The organism is uncultured Litoreibacter sp. (assembly GCF_947501785.1).
GTDB lineage: Bacteria > Pseudomonadota > Alphaproteobacteria > Rhodobacterales > Rhodobacteraceae > Litoreibacter.
In genome coordinates this window covers 3,208,012-3,226,259 of the sequence record NZ_CANMXB010000001.1, presented here as the reverse complement: position 1 = coordinate 3,226,259, position 18,248 = coordinate 3,208,012, and the positions used below count along the sequence as shown (strand labels likewise).

The 18,248-nt window shown below is 54.5% G+C and carries 21 protein-coding genes; 10 read left to right on the top strand and 11 right to left on the bottom strand.

The annotated features are described in order from the left end of the window. Positions 1-8 precede the first annotated feature (8 nt). On the top strand, positions 9-602 hold the full coding sequence (locus Q0899_RS16030; RefSeq protein WP_299194063.1) for a TetR/AcrR family transcriptional regulator: 594 nt from the start codon (positions 9-11) through the stop codon (positions 600-602). Here the strand turns inward: Q0899_RS16030 and Q0899_RS16025 are convergent. The 8 genes from Q0899_RS16025 to mutM all read right to left on the bottom strand — a co-directional run bounded on the left by Q0899_RS16025 (position 599) and on the right by mutM (position 7,750). After that, the gene (locus Q0899_RS16025; RefSeq protein WP_299194061.1) at positions 599-1,219 is read right to left on the bottom strand and encodes a LysE family translocator; all 621 of its coding nucleotides are present in this window, start codon (positions 1,217-1,219) and stop codon (positions 599-601) included. The genes Q0899_RS16030 and Q0899_RS16025 overlap by 4 nt on opposite strands. A gap of 63 nt (positions 1,220-1,282) precedes the next feature. Then, on the bottom strand, positions 1,283-2,377 hold the full coding sequence (recF, locus tag Q0899_RS16020) for a DNA replication/repair protein RecF (RefSeq protein WP_298295630.1): 1,095 nt from the start codon (positions 2,375-2,377) through the stop codon (positions 1,283-1,285). Positions 2,378-2,384: 7 nt separating this feature from the next. Continuing rightward, entirely contained in the window at positions 2,385-3,503 is a 1,119-nt protein-coding gene (gene dnaN, locus Q0899_RS16015; protein WP_298295628.1) for a DNA polymerase III subunit beta, read from the bottom strand. Between the two features lie 100 nt (positions 3,504-3,603). Then, positions 3,604-4,959 (bottom strand): chromosomal replication initiator protein DnaA, encoded by a 1,356-nt coding sequence (gene dnaA, locus Q0899_RS16010; protein ID WP_298295626.1) that lies wholly within the window; start codon positions 4,957-4,959, stop codon positions 3,604-3,606. 22 nt (positions 4,960-4,981) lie between these two features. Beyond that, positions 4,982-5,431, bottom strand: coding sequence for a rhodanese-like domain-containing protein (locus Q0899_RS16005; protein ID WP_298360483.1), 450 nt, complete (start codon positions 5,429-5,431; stop codon positions 4,982-4,984). Between the two features lie 204 nt (positions 5,432-5,635). After that, positions 5,636-5,902, bottom strand: a complete 267-nt coding sequence (rpsT, locus tag Q0899_RS16000) for a 30S ribosomal protein S20 (RefSeq protein ID WP_298295622.1) — start codon at positions 5,900-5,902, stop codon at positions 5,636-5,638. A gap of 154 nt (positions 5,903-6,056) precedes the next feature. Next, on the bottom strand, positions 6,057-6,833 hold the full coding sequence (locus Q0899_RS15995; RefSeq protein ID WP_299194057.1) for an enoyl-CoA hydratase: 777 nt from the start codon (positions 6,831-6,833) through the stop codon (positions 6,057-6,059). Between the two features lie 65 nt (positions 6,834-6,898). Continuing rightward, positions 6,899-7,750 (bottom strand): bifunctional DNA-formamidopyrimidine glycosylase/DNA-(apurinic or apyrimidinic site) lyase, encoded by an 852-nt coding sequence (gene mutM / locus Q0899_RS15990; RefSeq protein WP_299194055.1) that lies wholly within the window; start codon positions 7,748-7,750, stop codon positions 6,899-6,901. A gap of 92 nt (positions 7,751-7,842) precedes the next feature. On the opposite strand from mutM, the gene ubiE reads away from it, so the two are divergent. Together ubiE and ubiB are read left to right on the top strand one after the other, a co-directional pair. Then, positions 7,843-8,595, top strand: a complete 753-nt coding sequence (gene ubiE / locus Q0899_RS15985) for a bifunctional demethylmenaquinone methyltransferase/2-methoxy-6-polyprenyl-1,4-benzoquinol methylase UbiE (RefSeq protein WP_298295616.1) — start codon at positions 7,843-7,845, stop codon at positions 8,593-8,595. 1 nt (position 8,596) lies between these two features. Continuing rightward, entirely contained in the window at positions 8,597-10,129 is a 1,533-nt protein-coding gene (gene ubiB, locus Q0899_RS15980; protein ID WP_299194053.1) for a 2-polyprenylphenol 6-hydroxylase, read from the top strand. A 13-nt stretch (positions 10,130-10,142) separates the two neighbouring features. Here the strand turns inward: ubiB and Q0899_RS15975 are convergent, their stop codons facing one another. Both Q0899_RS15975 and Q0899_RS15970 read right to left on the bottom strand, forming a co-directional pair. Then, positions 10,143-10,793: a flagellar hook capping FlgD N-terminal domain-containing protein gene (locus tag Q0899_RS15975; RefSeq protein WP_298295612.1), complete on the bottom strand. Its 651-nt coding sequence runs from the start codon at positions 10,791-10,793 to the stop codon at positions 10,143-10,145. A 15-nt stretch (positions 10,794-10,808) separates the two neighbouring features. After that, a complete protein-coding gene (locus Q0899_RS15970) occupies positions 10,809-12,314 on the bottom strand; it encodes a flagellar hook-length control protein FliK (RefSeq protein ID WP_299194051.1) in 1,506 nt (501 codons plus the stop codon). Between the two features lie 108 nt (positions 12,315-12,422). Here Q0899_RS15970 and Q0899_RS15965 point away from each other — a divergent pair, with 108 nt between their 5' ends. The 6 genes from Q0899_RS15965 to Q0899_RS15940 all read left to right on the top strand — a co-directional run bounded on the left by Q0899_RS15965 (position 12,423) and on the right by Q0899_RS15940 (position 16,358). Continuing rightward, positions 12,423-12,683, top strand: coding sequence for a rod-binding protein (locus Q0899_RS15965; RefSeq protein ID WP_298360488.1), 261 nt, complete (start codon positions 12,423-12,425; stop codon positions 12,681-12,683). A 2-nt stretch (positions 12,684-12,685) separates the two neighbouring features. Continuing rightward, positions 12,686-13,036 (top strand): hypothetical protein, encoded by a 351-nt coding sequence (locus Q0899_RS15960; protein ID WP_298360489.1) that lies wholly within the window; start codon positions 12,686-12,688, stop codon positions 13,034-13,036. Between the two features lie 208 nt (positions 13,037-13,244). Next, entirely contained in the window at positions 13,245-14,723 is a 1,479-nt protein-coding gene (locus tag Q0899_RS15955; protein WP_298295604.1) for a flagellin, read from the top strand. A gap of 71 nt (positions 14,724-14,794) precedes the next feature. Next, a complete protein-coding gene (flaF, locus tag Q0899_RS15950) occupies positions 14,795-15,157 on the top strand; it encodes a flagellar biosynthesis regulator FlaF (protein ID WP_298360624.1) in 363 nt (120 codons plus the stop codon). Then, positions 15,154-15,558: a flagellar biosynthesis repressor FlbT gene (gene flbT, locus Q0899_RS15945; RefSeq protein ID WP_298360490.1), complete on the top strand. Its 405-nt coding sequence runs from the start codon at positions 15,154-15,156 to the stop codon at positions 15,556-15,558. Before flaF ends, flbT begins: the two co-directional genes overlap by 4 nt. Continuing rightward, a complete protein-coding gene (locus Q0899_RS15940) occupies positions 15,555-16,358 on the top strand; it encodes a DUF1217 domain-containing protein (RefSeq protein WP_299194048.1) in 804 nt (267 codons plus the stop codon). Before flbT ends, Q0899_RS15940 begins: the two co-directional genes overlap by 4 nt. 63 nt (positions 16,359-16,421) lie before the next feature. On the opposite strand, the gene Q0899_RS15935 is transcribed toward Q0899_RS15940, so the two are convergent. Then, positions 16,422-17,714: a FliI/YscN family ATPase gene (locus tag Q0899_RS15935; protein WP_299194046.1), complete on the bottom strand. Its 1,293-nt coding sequence runs from the start codon at positions 17,712-17,714 to the stop codon at positions 16,422-16,424. Here Q0899_RS15935 and Q0899_RS15930 point away from each other — a divergent pair. Then, positions 17,713-18,243: a FlgB family protein gene (locus Q0899_RS15930; RefSeq protein ID WP_299194044.1), complete on the top strand. Its 531-nt coding sequence runs from the start codon at positions 17,713-17,715 to the stop codon at positions 18,241-18,243. The genes Q0899_RS15935 and Q0899_RS15930 overlap by 2 nt on opposite strands. Positions 18,244-18,248 lie beyond the last annotated feature (5 nt).

The following is an 18,248-nucleotide window of genomic DNA, read 5'->3' as shown; positions in this document are numbered from 1 at the left end:
TTGCAGGCATGACGACACGAGCCCCCCAGAAGCGCCGGATTGAAACCCGTAACAAACTGATCGCTGCAGCCACCAAAATCATTGCGCGCGATGGGTATGGCGGCCTGCGCGTTGAGGATGTGGTGTCGCAGGCCAAGGTCGCCAAAGGCACGTTCTTCTCGCACTTTGAGGACAAAGATCGCTTGATGGCTCTGCTCGCTGGCCAAGAAATGGAGCACATTCTCTCGGCCATTGCCGAAGGCCCGCCGCCGCAAACGATCACCGGCATCGCCCGGGCGCTATCGCCTTTGATGGAATTCATGGCGCAAGACCGCGCTGTATTTGATCTGATCCTGCGCTATTCAGGCGCGTTGCAGATTGAGACGACCGAACTCATCTCGGTCAATTTCGGCCACCAGGTTGAGCTTCTGATCCGCTGGATCACGCCATTGCAGGGCACAGTGATCCGCGCCGACACATCTGCCGAGCTTTTGGCAGAGGGGGTGCAGGCGTTCATGATCCAAGCCATGGCCCTGAAATTCTGCGTCTTGCACAATGCCAACAGCATCGAAGACCGGCTTGAGCCTTATCTGCATCCCTGGCTGGCAGGTCCAACCCGCTAGCTTACGCCGATAACGACGCCAACACCGATCAACAACCACCCGGCAATCACGTTCATACGTCGCAACGCACCGGGGGACTTCAGCAGCCCCCTCACCCTGTCCACCGACAAGGCCAGCACCAGATTGCCCACAAGCGGCACCAACATGCTCAGGAACATGATCGCCGCTATGTCCAGCCACGTGACCTGTGTCAGGTCAAAGAAGCCCGGCAGCACGCCCATGTAGAACAGCACCGCCTTCGGATTGGCCAGGATCACTGCCACGCCCGCCATGAAACCCGCCCACATCCCCGGACGGGTCAGCCTTGAGTTTTCCGACAACTGCTTGTCCGCATTGCGGATCAACAGCACACCCATACCAACGAACATGACCACCGCAACCCAGCGCAGCACATCCATGAACCAGCTGACTTGATCGACCAGCCACGTGACGCCCAAGATCGCCACCAACGGCCAGATCACGTCCCCCACGACGACCCCCAAGGCTAATGGCCATGCCGCATGGAACCCGCCCGACATCGCGCGCGCCAAAAGTGCCACCCATACAGGTCCGGGCGTTAAGAAAAGGACAAAAAGTCCGCCGGCGTAGAATAAAAGTTCGTAGGCGCTAACGGTCATGGGCGTGGCAATACAGTGTCTATACGCTGTCTAAATGCAAGGAAGACGCTTTCTACACACCCCTCAAACATGGTTAACAACCGATCCATCTTCTGCATCAGAAACCTCAAAATGCTGCGCCCTGCCGCCCAGTTCCTCGAACAGCTCCGCCCCCGTTCCTGTCATCCAAGCCTGTGCTTTTAAAGCACAAATTTCATCATAAAGCGCGGCGCGGCGGTCCGCATCTAGATGCGCTGCGACTTCGTCCAGCAACATGATCGGCGGTGCGCCAAAGTCCTCCGACAACGCGCGCGCATTGGCAAGGATCAGCGACAGCAATAACGCCTTCTGTTCCCCCGTAGAACATTGTTTTGCTTCGATATTCTTGGCCTTGTAAATCGCCAGCATGTCCACCCTGTGCGGCCCCACCAGCGTGCGCCCTGCCCTCAAATCCTGCGGACGTGACGTCTCTAACGCATTGAGAAGACTTGCTTTTCCATCAATCAAATCACCATCAATCGACAACTCCGCCGTCGGAAAGGCTGTCTGCGCGCTGTCCATAGCCTGCTGCAACCGCGCTAACGCATTGGAACGATTAGATATAATCGCCGCCCCTGCCTCCGCCATCTGGTCCTCCAGTGCTTTGTACCACATGGCGTCCCGCACCATGTCCTTCAGCAACCTGTTCCTCTCCCGCATCGCTTTCTCGTAAGCCACTGAAACTTCAGCATGTTTAGGCTCAAAGCTCAACGTAATTCGATCCAGAAAACGCCGTCGCCCTTCCGCGCCTTCCAGCCACAGCCGGTCCATCGCCGGGATCAGCCAAACGACCCTCGCAACGCGCCCAAGCGCCACTTGCGGGGCCGTCTTTTCGCCAATGAAAACAGCACGGTTGGCACCATGTTCCGCCCGCGTTTCAACCTCGTGGATTTGCCCCAACGAGTGCAAGACGCCCGAAACCTTCCAGCCAACATGTTCCGGCGCCCGGGCAATTTCATCAGCCTTCGCCCGCCGCAAGCCGCGCCCCGGCGAGAGCATTGATATCGCTTCCAAAATATTGGTTTTGCCCGCGCCGTTTGATCCAAATATCGCGATTGGTCTGCCGTCACAGGAAATGTTAACGGATTTATGCGATCTGAAATGCGAGAGTTTCAGTTCAGAGAGGAAAAGCGCGCTCATTCACGCGTCAAACGCGCATCGGCATCACAACGTAAATTGCAGAGCTGTCATTGCCTTCCTGCATCAAAGCCGGATCACCTGCGGAATTAAACATGAAAACCGCGTTTTCGCGGTCCACTTGACCAGCGATTTCGAGCAGGTATTTGGCATTAAACCCAATTTCCAGCAATTCGCCGCTGTACGCGACGCCAAGTTCTTCCTCAGCCGCACCTGAATCGGGAGCATTGACCGACAGGACCAGCTTATCTTCCGACAGCTGCAATTTCACCGCACGCGAGCGTTCAGAAGACACCGTCGCCACACGATCCACCGCCGTGGCGAAATCCTTTGCCTCTACTGTCATCTGGCGCGTGTTACCTTGCGGAATAACGCGGGTGTAGTCGGGGAAGGTTCCGTCGATGACTTTCGACGTCAGCGTGATATCGGGCGTTGCAAACCGCACTTTGGTTTCCGACACGGAAACCGCGATCTGCATCTCGTCATCATCAAGCAATTTGCGGAGCTCCGCGACAGTCTTACGGGGGACAATGACGCCCGGCATACCTGCTGCATCAGACGGCAGATCCGCATCAATTCGCGCCAAACGGTGACCATCGGTGGCCACACACCGCAGAACTTTTCCACCATCTGCATCCGACACATGCATATACACGCCGTTGAGATAATATCTTGTTTCTTCAGTAGAAATTGCGAATTTGGACTTGTCAAAAAGCCTGCGCAGCACCGGTGCCGAGGCCGAAAAATTCGACTCGTACTCCGACGATGCCATCACCGGAAAGTCTTCCTTCGGCAACGTTGCTAGCGAGAAATTGGACCGCCCCGCCTCAACCGTAAGCCTCCCGGAGGTGCCATCGTCTGAAAGCGAGACCAAGGCCCCGTCAGGAAGCTTGCGCACGATCTCATGAAGCGTGGTCGCGGAGACCGTGGTGGCCCCTGCACGTTCGACTTGCGCGGCGGCTTTGTCGACGACTTCGATATCAAGGTCCGTCGCGCGGAAGCTGACGGTGTTGCCCTCGGCTTCGATCAGTACGTTGGCCAAAATCGGAATTGTGTTCCGGCGCTCAACGACGGATTGGGCTTGGCCTACGGCCTTCAATAGCACGCTGCGTTCGACACTGATTTTCATCGGGCAAAGTCCCTTTTTAGACAGTCGGGGCGGAGAAGGTACCCTCTCCGCCCGTCAATGCAATTGTTAATTTAGAATGTCCGCCGTTACCGCGCTGGGGTCAAGCCTCAAGCATACGTCGCAGAAGCTCCGCGTCTTCAGCAACCTGACTGTCTTGCGCCTTCAGCTCCTCGATCTTGCGAACCGCGTGGATAACGGTCGTGTGGTCACGACCCCCGAAGCGTTTGCCGATCTCAGGATAGGACCGCTGCGTCAGATGCTTGGCCAGCCACATCGCCATCTGGCGAGGCCGCGCGATGTTACGAGACCGCTTGGGCGACATCATGTCGGACATCCGCACGTTGTAGTAGTCACAGGTCTTGCGCATGATCTCGTCCATTGTGACCTTGCGGTCGGATTGGCGCAGAATGTCAGCGAGACTTTCCTGCGCCATATCCAACGTAATCTCACGGCCAACCAGTGATGCGAACGCGAAGAGGCGGGTCAGTGCGCCCTCCAGGACGCGCACATTGTTTGAGATGCGGTGCGCCAGAAATTCCAAAACACCGTCGGAGATTTGCAACTCTTGGTACTGGGATTTGTAGTTCTCGACCTTCTGTTGAAGGATGCCCAAGCGCAGTTCGTAGTCCGTTGGGTGAAGGTCAACGACGAGCCCCCATTGCAAGCGCGACTTGATGCGGTCTTCTAGACCGTCAATCTCGCCCGGCGCACGGTCGGCGGAGATGATGACCTGCTTGCCCTGATCGACCAAAGCGTTGAATGTGTGGAAGAATTCGTCCTGCGTGCTGTCTTTGCCGGCGATGAATTGCACGTCATCCACCATCAACACGTCAACGGAGCGGAACAATTCTTTGAAGTCCATCATCTGCTTGTCGCGCAGCGCCTGGATGAAACGGTACATGAACTGTTCAGCCGACAGATACACGACGCGCAGCTTTGGCGAGCGTTCCTGAAGCTCCCAGGCGATCGCGTGCATCAGGTGCGTTTTGCCGAGGCCGACACCGCCATAAAGGAACAGCGGGTTGAATGTAACGGCTCCGCCTTCAGCGACACGACGGGACGCGGCATGTGCCAGCTCGTTCGGCTTGCCGACCACGAAACGATCAAATGTGAACCGTTTGTCCAAGGGCGCACCCGGCAGATCGACGTCCGCCTTTGCAGACACGGTCCTGAGAGGTTCTGCCACCTTTTCGGGCTTTGCCACGGCAGTTTTTGCGCCGCCGACTTTGAAGACAATCCGGTCAACCTGGACCCCTTGCTTCAGACTTTCGCGCTTGATCTCATCGCCGAAATTGCGCGAAACCCAGTCCCCCATGAAGGTGGTTTTCACCTGAAACTCAATGACGCCATCGTCAAAGCCCAAGAAGCTAAGAGGTTCTATCCATGTCAGGTGGTTGTTTTTGCCCACCGTTTGTTCAAGTGCCGCACGTATCTGTCCCCATTCAGCTTCAGTCATTACAAACCCGTCATCCAATAATTCAAGACTGCAACCATGGCAGTCCCCGGGCCTTCCAGCCGTTCAGGCCCCCCCGTTGCTTGTGCGAGTTCAAGTCACCTTCAAAGCCCTCGGCAACGCTGATGCATTTGACTGTGACGCCTTGCTTCTCGAAGGCTGCTGTCATCGCACGCGCTGCGCCGATGGAACGGACGCCGGACCGACAAAGAAACAGCATCGCTGACGGAGTGGTACCGCCCAGCGCATCCAATACCTCATCGGCAAACCCAGCATTCGCAGACATTCCCGGAAAACTGGCCCATTCGACAAAGACTGTCTCATGCCCCAGCGTCGACACATCAGGTATCCCAACAAAACCCCATTCCGGTTTTGACCTAACGTCGACGAGCACAGCGTCTGAATTCTGCTTCAGAAGGTCCCACGTTTCGGCCGGTGAAAGCTCTAAAACGCGCGAACCATCGTCCGTGCTCATTTCCTATGTCCCCCAAAGACGAAGTGAATCGCTTGATGAAACTAGCGACACGTGAGGGGCTGTCGCAACTTATCTTCGCGCTTGACTCAGAGTTAGTTCGAAACCGAATCTGAGGATCACCTCAATCGCGCGGCTTAACCCTTTGACTCATAAAAAAACGCGCCGGTTTCCGGCGCGTTTTGGTTTTTTTCGATTTGCGAAAGCTTAGGCCTTCAGCGCCTTCACCCGCGAGGACAAGCGTGACATTTTTCTCGCGGCTGTGTTTTTGTGCAGCACACCTTTTGTCACACCGCGCATCAATTCTGGCTGTGCTTCCTTCAGAGCTGCGGCGGCTGCCGCTTGATCACCGGAGGCGATTGCTTCTTCGACGCGACGCAGGTGCGTACGGATACGCGAACGACGTGCTTTGTTTACGGCAAAACGACGCTCGTTCTGGCGAGCGCGTTTCTTGGCTTGTGGCGAATTGGCCATGTGAGTTCCCTTTCATCGGGTCAAATTTCTACAACTGCACAATCGGCCCGACCCAGGTTTACTACTAGGTGATTCTGGTCGAAGCGGACCTCACGCGCATGGATGGGGCGTCTATAGGCAGTTTGACCGCGTATAGGAAGACCTATTTTGCACCCTACTTGTCGCGGAACTGTGGTTCGCGTTTCTCAAGGAATGCGGCCATCCCTTCGGACTGGTCTTCGGTGGCAAACAGGCTGTGAAACAAACGGCGCTCGAAGATAAGTCCTTCCTCCAGCGTCGTTTCGTAGCTTCGGTCGACCGCTTCCTTCACCGCCATTGTCGCGATTGCGGATTTCTCGGCGATCTTGGCCGCGGCGGCCAAAGTTTCAGCCATCAGATTCTTGACCGGCACGACCCGGCTCACAAGACCTGAGCGCTCCGCTTCCTCCGCGTCCATGAAACGACCGGTGAGGTGCATATCCATCGATTTCGATTTGCCGATGAATTTTGTCAGACGTTGGGACCCGCCCATGCCTGCCATAACCCCGAGGTTAATCTCTGGCTGTCCGAATTTGGCCGTGTCAGACGCGATGATGAAATCACACATCATTGCCAACTCGCAGCCGCCGCCTAACGCGTAGCCGGAAACGGCGGCGATGATTGGCTTTCGGGCAGATGTCACCGCCCCTGCCTCAGCCACAAACAGGTTGCCGCTGAAGACATCAGTGAAGGACATGTCCTTCATTTCTGTAATGTCTGCGCCGGCCGCGAATGCCTTTTCGGACCCGGTCAAGACAATGCAGCGTACTTTCTCGTTTGCGTCGACCTCTTTGATAACGTTGCTCAGCTCACTCAGAAGTTGGCTGTTCAACGCGTTCAGCGCTTCCGGTCGGTTCAGCGTGATGACCGCTATGTGGTCTTCAACTTCAACATTTATTGTCTTGTAAGCCATTGCTCTTACCCCTTCGCGCGCGAAATTTGATCCTCTGACCTGCCAGCCCGGCGCATTGCGTCAATTCATCTTTGGCAGGTCGGGCAATAAAAGGACGATCGTCCGGATTGCACAATGCGACAGATACGACCATCGCATCCCTCCTTGCAGCAATCTTCGCCTTCCCTGTCATAGACGGCGAATCTGTGCTGGAAATACCCCAGCTCGCCATTTGTTTGCCGATGATCACGCAGGGACGACCCGCCTGCGTCGATCGCTTCGGACAAAACAGCCCGGATTGCGGGAACCATCGACGCGACGCGGGGTCCGCTGATCTTTGCCGCCTCGCGTTTTGGCGAAATGCCTGTGCGGTGCAAAACCTCACACACGTATATGTTCCCCAATCCCGACACGACCCGCTGATCCAAAAGCGCCGTCTTGATCGGTGAGTTTCTCCCCGACAATTTTTTCTTCAAGTAGGGCTCATCAAACGCGTTACCCAAGGGTTCCGGCCCAAGTTTTTCCAACAACCAATGGGCATCCAACCTGTCTGTTGGGATCAGATCCATCGCACCAAAGCGGCGGGCATCGTTGAAAGTGATCGTTGCGCCGTCTTGCATGTGGAAAACAACATGATCGTGCTTACCAGGAAGTGCGGAATTCGCATTGAAATTCGCGGTCGGCGCGTCATCAATCAACATTCGGCCGGACATGCCCAGGTGAACGAGGAGCGTCTCGTTGGAACTGAGGTCCGCCAATATGTATTTGGAGCGCCGACGCAGCGACAAAATCCGCTGTCCCGTCAAGCGTTCAGCCATGTTTTCGGGGAATGGCCATCTCAGATCCGGTCGTCGCACCTCGGCCCGGCCGATGCGTTTGCCCTCCATTACGGGCTGCAATCCGCGCCTTACTGTTTCGACCTCTGGCAGTTCAGGCAATTTTGTCACCTTCCAAGTGTGTGTTTGGTCGCATTGTCCTTCGCCAATGCCAACCTATAAGGAAGGTCAGGCCATAAAGGTTGCAAGGTAAGATGACGAACGATTCTGCAAAAACAACCCATTTCGGGTATCGCGACGTGCCCGAGGCCGACAAGGCCGGCATGGTCCATGGCGTCTTCAGCAATGTCGCCTCCAAATATGACGTCATGAATGACGTCATGTCGGTGGGCATCCACCGTGTTTGGAAAGACGCGATGATGGATTGGCTCGCGCCACGTGCGGGTCAGCGCCTTCTTGATGTTGCTGGAGGCACCGGCGACATTGCATTCCGCTTTCTCAACCGTGCTGGCGCGGCCGATGCTGTCGTACTCGATATGACCGAAAACATGCTAATCGAAGGACGAAAACGCGCCGAAGCAGAAGCGATGAGTGCCCAACTGGATTGGGTCGTGGGTGATGCAATGGCGTTGCCCTTCGAAGACAACAGCTTTGACGTCTACACAATTAGCTTCGGCATACGAAATGTGACCCGGATCGCGGACGCACTGGCGGAGGCCTATCGCGTGTTGCGGCCGGGCGGTCGACTGATGGTGCTTGAATTTTCGCAGCTGCCAAATCCCGCGATGCAAAAGGCATACGACCTATATTCGTTCAACGTGATCCCCAAAATGGGGCAATTGATCGCCAATGACAGCGACAGTTACCAATATTTGGTCGAATCCATCCGCAAATTTCCCGATCAAGACCGTTTCGCCAGCATGATCCGCGATGCCGGATTTGAAAACGTCAGCTACCGCAACATGACATTCGGGGTAGCGGCCCTGCATTCCGGCTGGAAAATCTAGCATGAGAGGGCCACACAACATTTGGCGCCTGATCCGAACCGGCGCAACTTTGGAACGGACCGGCGCAATGAAAATTGTGCTCGACGCGTATAAAGCGCCGACCGCATTGCGGGTCGCCGCCCGCGTTCTTGGGTGGCCTTTCAAATGGCTGGGCCACAAGGGGGACCCTTCAATGCCAGCCGCGACCCGCGCACTGACGGCGCTTGGTCCGGCCTACATCAAGTTTGGTCAGGTTCTTTCGACCCGGCCTGACGTTGTCGGCGATGAGCTCGCGCTACAACTGAGGGTTCTGCAAGACAAGCTGCCGCCCTTTTCAAGAGATGTCGCCATGGAGATGGTTGCGGCTTCTCTAGGAGCCCCGGTTGACGAGATGTTTTCGGAGTTTTCTGAACCCGTCGCTGCCGCATCAATCGCACAAGTTCACCATGCGCGTCTGACCACAACGGGGGAAGAGGTCGCCATCAAAGTTCTGAGGCCCCGTGTCGAAAAGGCGTTCCGCAAAGATATTGATGCCTTCTACTTTGCTGCCTCGCTCATCGAATTTCTGTCTCCGGCGTCACGGCGGCTAAGGCCAACCGAAGTAATCGCGCATTTTGACGGTGTGGTTCGCGGGGAATTGGATCTGCGGCTAGAGGCGGCGGCTGCCGGCGAATACGCGGCAAACACCAAAAACGACCAAGGGTTCGTCGTACCTGGCGCAAATTTTGGCCTATCGGCTCGCCAGGTAATGGTGATGGATTGGGCCGAAGGCATTCCATTTGGCGACGTTTCCGCGGTTGAGGCCGCAGGCCATGACCGCCGCGCCCTTGGCGAGCGTGTCTTGCAGCTGTTCCTGCGTCACGCGTTGAATGACGGCTATTTCCACGCCGACATGCATCAGGGCAACCTCAAGGTCAGCGCCGCAGGAGACATCATCGCGTACGACTTCGGTATCATGGGGCGGATCGATGAATATACACGCCGCGCCTATGCCGAAATCCTGATGGGCTTCATGCGCAAAGACTATCGGCGCGTGGCTGAGGTGCATTTCGAGGCCGGATACGTTCCCGCCGATCAGGATGTGGATGAATTCGCGCAGGCATTGCGGGCCGTTGGAGAACCAATTTTCGGCATGGACGCCAGTCAAATTTCAATGGCGCGGCTGCTTAACTACCTCTTCGAAGTCACCGAACGATTTGGGATGGAGACCAGAACAGACCTGATCTTGCTACAACGTACCATGGTTGTTGTTGAAGGGGTCGCAAGATCCATGCATCCCCAGATCAACATTTGGGAAGTCGCGCAACCGGTTGTCGAGGCATACATTCGCAAAAACGTTGGGCCAGCAGCTGCGCTTCAAGATCTGCTGAAGACCGCCACTGTCGTTTCTCGGTTTGGCCCAAAACTGCCGGGGCTCGTCGAAGAGCTGCTATCCAGGCAGTCCAGCACGGACCAAAACCAAAGTCCTCCAAAGGGGGCCCCGAAGATTTTGTATGTTCTGTTGGCAGCAGTGTTGGCGTCAAACGTCGCATTGATCTGGCTGCTGGCGTCTTAGCGTTGCCATCATCCTATCGGAGCCCGCGAACCAGGCTGGACGGGTAAAGCTGGCCGCCCTCCAGAACCACCAGCGGCTGTCCGTTCACTGTGCGAACTTCACTCACCCGCGCAAAGACTTCCGGCACGGCCTCGTCGATGACTTCGCCGTCAGAATAAGCCACGATACCGAAGCTGTACTCGCCATCTGGAAACGGATTGCCGTTCTCATCTACGCCGGCCCATTCCATAGCGTCATCGGTCACGGGTATGTCCATCCGCTGCACTTCATTGCCGGCGCTATCCCACACGACCAGCTCGGTCTTATCTGCAAAGATTGGTGGATTTGGAACGAATTCAACCGGCGTGCCGTTGAACTGCACGGGAACCGCCATCCGCGCTTCCATACCAACCCAACCCGCCATATCCGCAAGGCTGGACGATGCGAATTGTGATCCCAAGGCCGTAAGCAGATCATTGGTTTGAACTTGCTGTTCTACACCGGAAAAGGTGGCCAGCTGCGTGGCAAAGTCCTGCGAATCCAATGGGTTCAAAGGATCCTGATTTTTCATCTGTGCCGTGAGCATGACAAGAAATGTCTCGAAATCAGAGCTCAGTGCAGTGGCTCTGCTTTGTGGGGCAGGATTTTGGGGACCGGATGACAATGTCGGGTTTGATACGTCCATGTTGCGCGTTCCTCTCTAAAGACGGATGTCGAGACGATCGTTTCTGATCGTTGTTACTTGCTGGTGGGGCAACTCCTGTATTGGCTCTAAGCTCGGGGGCAAAAATGTAGCCTCGTCATCCTGGTCAAATTGCTGATCGGTTTCGTGGCCCTGATGGAATTCCAAAGCGGCACCGTCAAACCCCATATGTTCCAGGTTCTCTAGCAAATCGTCCGAATGACGCCTCAACAACTCTAGTGTTTCCTGCCGTTCCGCGGTGATCGTGACAACGAGGCCCAGCTCTTTCGGCCCGATGTTGATGCGCAATTTCCCAAGCTCTTCGGGATCCAGCCGAATTTCAAACTCACGAACGTCCCCATTGCCACCTTTCGCCAGGATTTGCGCTGCAACTTGAACAGCTGGGTTTGGGGCATATACATTCGCGACGCTTGGGAGAGGGGACCGCAAGTTGGCACTGGAACTGCCTAAAGCGACCTCGGAAACGCCGCTGGGGGATTTGCCTAAATGCTCAAAAGAACTGTCGGCACCCATCAGTTTTTCGGAGGGTCCTGTTCCAATCTTTTGGCCAATCCCATCATCTGCCTGGATCACCGCAGGTTGGGGTGACTGCGCTGGGATAATTTTTTGGTGGCGCAGGGCAACGCCCTCAGTATTCACGCCTTTATACGACCTCCGCAAATCCCCGGCTTCAAAGGTCCGTTCTGAATTTTGAACTGTCCGGTCAAAATGCTGCTCAGCACCTTCTCTGGACGGCAATTGCGAAACAGGTCTCGCCTCGGGTCGCGTGATCTTGCGGTCAGCGGTTGATGAAATGACGAGTGTCCCCGGTTGCGCGTCTGATTTTGCTGTGGAATTTTGTTGACTGATATCCATTCCCATCCGCGCATTCTGGGCGTCGACCGAGGCACTGACCGGCCCCAAACGTTCTTCCAGTTTGATGCCAGCATGTCCGTTCGGTTGCGATTCCCGGAGAGCCTGAACATCAGGAAGGAGTGGCTGTTCTGTTGGTCTTGGCGTCGGTTCTACAGACTGTTGCTTACCTGAAGGCGGGTTTTGCGAAGTTTCCACAGATGCCGGTCTTTCAACCGAGACATTCGCCACTCGGCCATTATCCCCTACTGCGCGCGCGTCTCCGTCAACCGGGGGACCGCCGACAATCTGTGCGTCACTGTCAACCGGTGCGTCTTCGTCAATTTTCGGGTTCGAGGCCGTGGGCCGTGAGGGTTCTATTTCCGTAGGATTGGGCCATTCGGGCGCCTTTCTAAACAACCCTGCCGCCGCCGGGACTGCCAGATCTTCGATTGTCTCTGACCGTCCAGTCAAAGATTTCATGTCCCGTCCCGCAATGGGTGGCATCTCCTCCAAACGAGACCACTCCGATGAGGGCTCGCCGTCAGCGTCGCCAAATTCGGAAAGGAACAACGTGCCTTCAATTCCTTGAGATTTTGCGCTTTGTTGAATTTCGGATGTACGAACTACCGGAAGATTTGCTGGCAACCCGATTAAGTCTGACAGATCCATTCTGACTCCATGACTACGTTGCCGCAAATATGAACCGCAGTGATTACCGATTCTTTACTTCGAGCGGTTTAGGCTGAGCGTTATCAATAGAATTTGAGGTATGTGAATATGGAAGTATCCGGGTTGTCAGCGCAGGCGCCAAAAAACTCCGACCAGTTGATTAGGACTGCAGCCAAGGAATTAGAAGCCGTATTTCTTGCAGAAATGCTAAAAGCTGCGGGTTTTGGCAAGCAGTCAGAATCATTTGGCGGAGGCGTGGGCGAAGATCAATTTTCTTCCTTTCTAATTGAACAGCAGGCGAAGAACCTGGCCCAAGGCGGCGGGGTCGGTCTCGCAGAACACATTTTTCACGCAATGAAAGGCCAGTAGGCATGGGCGGAGTAGATATTGGCGCGCTGGAACGCGAGATTGAGAATGTCTTAGATGCTGAGAAAGCGTGTCTGATGAAGGCCGATTTCGATGGGATCGAAGTTATCTCGGCGAAGAAAGAGCAACTGGTTGAACGCCTGGGCAAAATTACAGACCATGCGCCACTTAGAAGAATAATGAAGAAAATAGAATGGAACGGGCTGCTGTATGAAGCTTCTTTAAAAGGGGTCAAACTTGCCCAACAACGCATTGAGAGCATTCGAACAAACAGTGGTCAGCTCAAGACATACGATGGAGACGGGAATATTTCCGACAAAGCTATTTCGGGGCGTTCTCTGTCTCTCAAGGCCTAATCCCGTCATTATATTAAAATCGTCTACGTTCTAAGCTTTCCCATTAGGATTTGGTTAGGGCAATTCCATTCTTCTAGTCATGCAACTCCGAGAAGGGGCCATTTCAGCGCGAGAACCCGCTGAAGGCGAATGTCAGAACGGCAGAGTATCCGCTTTAAAGCGGTCAAGTAGTTGGCGTCGAAAGCGCCGTTCAAAATAGGAAAAAATTATGTCTAGCATTCTGACAAATACCAGCGCGATGGTCGCGCTACAGACCCTCAAAGGTATCAACAGCGATCTATCCCGTGTTCAATCTGAGATCTCCACAGGTAAATCTGTTGGCTCCGCGAAAGACAATTCGGCGCTGTGGGCAATCTCAAAAGTCATGGAATCTGACGTTCAAGGTTTCAAGTCAATTTCGGAAAGCCTTTCTTTGGGTGAGTCTACCATCGCCGTTGCCCGGCAAGGTGCCGAAACCGTCACTGACTTGCTGACGGAGATCAAAGGCAAGATTGTCGCCGCGCAAGAAGAAAATGTCGATCGTGGCAAGATCCAAACCGATATTGATGCGCTTACCTCGCAAATCGGATCGGTTGTTGGCGCTGCTCAATTCAATGGCCTTAACCTCCTCAAAGGGACCGAAGGTGTTGATATCCTCGCATCGCTCGACCGGCAAGAATCTGGCCAAGTAACGGCGAGCAATATTGCCGTCGCGCGCCAAGACCTGTCCGCTGACGCTGGGGTCTACGGCACAGGCACAGCACTTAGTGCCAACTCAGTTGCCAGCGCAGGGCCAATTGCAAATACCGGCAATACGCAGTCGATAACATTCGCAAACACTGCGGATAGTTCGTCGGACACTTTTGATATCACAGTCGCTGGCTCTACGCTGAGCTTTGTCGGCGCGGACTTTGGGGCCGTTACGGAAGAAGTGGCGATTGACCAAATCGCGGGCGCCATCAATGCGCTCGGTCTTGAGGGTGTTTCTGCCAGCCGAACCGGCAGTGATCTCGTCTTGACCTCGACACGTGCCTTTGAGGATGTCGATGTAACCTTCTCCGGTACCGGCGTAACTGACGATACTGTATCAATCGCCGAGCGCGCCGAAAACGTTACCTTCTCCCAGGTGTCACAGGTAAACGAAGGTGACGGCTACCGCGTAACGGTCGGGTCAACGGTCGCAACCTACATTGCTGGGCAGGGTGAGACATTTGAAGATGTTGCAAACGGGCTCAAGGCAGCCATCGATAGCGCAGACGTCGACGGGTTGACAACTTTGGTTACGACGGATGCAAACGGCGCCCAAGTTCTGAAGATCGACAATGACAGTGCGACATCCATCACCACCTTCACTGCGGTGGGTGCTGCCGGAGGTGAAGCGTCCGGTGGTCTATTTGGTCTCGATGGTATCGACGTAAGCACCAATGCTGGTGCAGATGCGGCATTGGCCAACGTAGAAGTGCTGATCCAAAACTCAATTGATGCGGCCGCAGAATTCGGAACGGCGCAGGGTCGAATCGAAATTCAGGCCGAATTTATTGGCAAATTGACCGACTCATTGAAAACCGGAATCGGCACATTGGTTGATGCTGACATGGAAGAAGCTTCCGCCCGGCTTCAAGCGCTACAGGTGCAACAACAGCTCGGCGTTCAGGCGCTATCTATCGCCAACCAGGCTCCGCAGAGCATCTTGTCACTGTTCCGCTAATCCAAGGAGGGGCGCCTCAATGGCGCCCCGAATCTAATCTAACCCATTTGGAGTAGGCGAAAGTGACCCTGATGCAGCAAGCCCAACATGCCTATGCAACCGCAAGCATCCCCGCAAAGCCTGATAGGGCTCTCGAATATGACGTGATAGCGCAGGCAACTTCCAAATTAAAGGCGGCCGCAAACGAGGCCACTAGTTTTCCAGAGCGTGTGGCCACGATTGAACTAAACCGGCGCCTTTGGACGGTAATTGCGACCAGCGTCGCAGACGCGCAAAATTCGTTGCCTCCAGAACTGAAGGCCCAACTGTTCTTTCTTTACGAGTTCACCGTAGATCACTCCAGAAAAGTGATTAAGGGAGAAGCTGACATTGCTCCGCTCATAGATATCAACCTTTCAGTCATGCGTGGCCTCAAAACGGAGCCATTGCTATGAGCGGTCTTGTTCTGAAACTGGGTCCCAATGAAAGAGTCTTGATCAATGGCGCAGTAATTGAAAACGGAAACCGCCGCAACCGTATCAACATACTGACTCCAAACGCCAATATTCTGCGCCTTCGCGATGCCATCCACCCACAAGAAGCCAATACGCCAGTCCGTCGGGTTTGCTATATTTTGCAACTCATATTGTCGGGTGACACAGAATTGTCTGATGCAAAACATCAAGCCATGCGCGGCGTAGAGCAGCTCAGTCACGTTTTGACCGATATGGACAGCAGGGCATTGCTGAGTGAAGCCACAGACCACATCCGGGACTCTAACATTTATCCCGCGTTGAAAGCTTTGCGTTGCCTTCTTCCTCGCGAAGCCCGCCTACTGTCGGAACCACCGGCATGACCTTTTCCCCAGTCTTATTCGGATCGGGATTAGTAGGTTGGAGTTTACTTCAGCGCACATCGACCGCGCAAAAGCAGGTGTTAAGTCAGGACACGGCTGTTCAGAGAGATGTTTCAAATTTCCGAAATAAGTTTGGCGGCATTGAAACAGCCTCTCAGCTGATCAAGGATCGCCAACTTCTTAGCGTGGCACTGGGAGCATTCGGTCTACAAGATGACATAGACAACAAATATTTTTTGCAGCGCATCTTGGAAGATGGTACCGAGGATCGAAATGCGCTTGCAAATTTGCTCTCCGATAATCGGTACCGGGATTTCGCCGAAACCTTTAGTTTTCCCGTTAGAGACATTGACCGCCCGACCATCGTAGAAACAACCATATCCTCTTATGTGGATCAGTCTTTTGAGGCCGCGGTGGGAGAGCAGAATTCCGACTATAGATTGGCCCTAAATCTTCACCGTGAAATTGCTGATATTGCCAATTCTTCAACATCTAATGACACAAAATGGTTCACCATCATGGGAAGTCCCCCACTTCGGAAAGTGTTCGAGGTCGCATTCAGACTACCAAGTTCTGTTGGTTCCCTGCCTATCGACGATCAGTTAGAACTGTTCAAAAACAGGTCGAACAGCACATTTGGAACCAGTGATGTCTCTGATTTTTCCGACACATCCTCCCAGGACAGGATTGTGAACAACTTCTTGCTCCAATCTCAGTTGGCGGAAACAAAATCACTTGATCCGCGATCTACTGCCCTAACTTTGCTTCAGACCGGCCGCATAAGTATCGGGGCAATCTAGCCAGATCCGCGAATTTTCGATGAAAACTGAAATCTCATGTTGCGGTTTCGACATCATCCAATATCAGCCATCTTTCTCAAGTTCCGCGACAATTTCGGTCAGCCGAAGCTGATCGTCTTTTGCGGAATGCCCGTCTTGCCTATCTACCATAGATAGAAAGCCTTCAAACTGAGGTCGGGCCTTAATCGCACGGTCTATTATCTGGTCTGATCCGGGTTGATATAGGCCAGTCTGAATCATCACTTCAGCGTCGTCATAGCTCGACATTAGCAACTTTGCCTTCTTTATCGTGCTCTTCAGCTCAGGGGCTAAGGCTTTGACGAAACTTCGCGATACGGATCGGAGAATATCGATTGCAGGAAATCGACCACGTTCGGCAATCGCCCGGTCCAACACGATATGCCCGTCCAGAACCCCGCGAACCATGTCAGCGACGGGTTCGTCCATATCTGACCCGGCGACCAGCACCGAGAACACAGCAGTTATGTCGCCTTGGATGTCAGTGCCTGGCCCCGCTCTCTCACACAGCTCCATCAGCGCTTGCGTCGTCGATGGAGGAAATCCACGCAAAGATGCCGCCTCCCCGGTCGTAGCGACGATTTCGCGATGCGCCTCGCAAAACCTGGTGACAGAGTCGACCAGCAGCAATACGTGGGATCCTTGGTTACGCAAATATTCAGCCGTCGCCATTGCTGTCCAAGCAGCGCGACGTCTCGAAACAGCTGATTGATCTGATGTGGCGGCAACGACAACCGCACGCTTCAACCCAGATTCCCCCAGCGTATCTTCGATGAATTCACGTACTTCACGGCCGCGTTCGCCTACCAGCGCAATGACGATATGATCCGCCTCCACACCCTGCGCCAAAGATGCCAACAAGGTGGATTTGCCGACGCCTGAGCCCGCAAAAAGTCCAATGCGCTGTCCGCGCACCAACGGGAGGAATGTATTCAATGCAGGTATTCCGGTTTCCAAAGGTAGACCAAGACGCTTCCGCGTCGATGACGCCGGTGGGCCGCAACGAACCGGATACGCAACAGGTCCCCTTGCCAGAGGCATCCCATCCAATGGTTTTCCGTAGCTATCAATGATGCGGCCAGCCCAGGAGACATCAGGATAGATATCGCCGCTTCCAAAATGCCTTACGACATCACCGACAGCGACCCCAGTTCCACCAGCTTCGGGAAGGAGTTGAATTGTCGATTTTTCCACATCGACGACTTCCGCAATCATCTCCCCATCATTCGTTGACAACAAGGCCAGATCGCCGACTCTGGCAAAACTGGACAAACCCGTCACATGAACCAAGCCGGCAGCCGTCTTCGCGACCAAGCCAAAGCGCGAAACACTGGTCATGGTTGATATTTCGCCGGTCAGTGGGGCGAAGCTAGAAACTCTCACGGATATTTTTCCCATTGTTGAGACGATGATTACCGTTTCTAAAGGAATCACCCTTAATGGTTCGTTGAAACCAGTCGAGGGAGAAGCCCCGATGTTTACATCGCTAGAGATATTTCAAACCGCCAACTCGGTCGCACGGCATTCTGCACACCAACAGGCAGTCATTGCACGAAATATTGCGCATTCCGACACGCCCGGGTTCAAAGCGATGACTCTTTCTGACCCGGCCCACAATTCCCACGCCAATGTGTCGCCCGGCGGGCTGAAAACCTCCCGCTCCAACCACATCCAGAATTCACCACTCTTTAGTTCGACTCAGCTTCAGCTGGAGCCGAGGGGCAGCACGTCGCCCAATGGGAATTCGGTGTCGGTCGAAATCGAAACGTTGAAATCCATCGAAGCTGAACGGAATCATTCTCGCGCCATCACCGTTTATCAAAGCGCATTGAATATCATTCGGTCCAGCATCGGGCGCGGACGGTAAGGGCC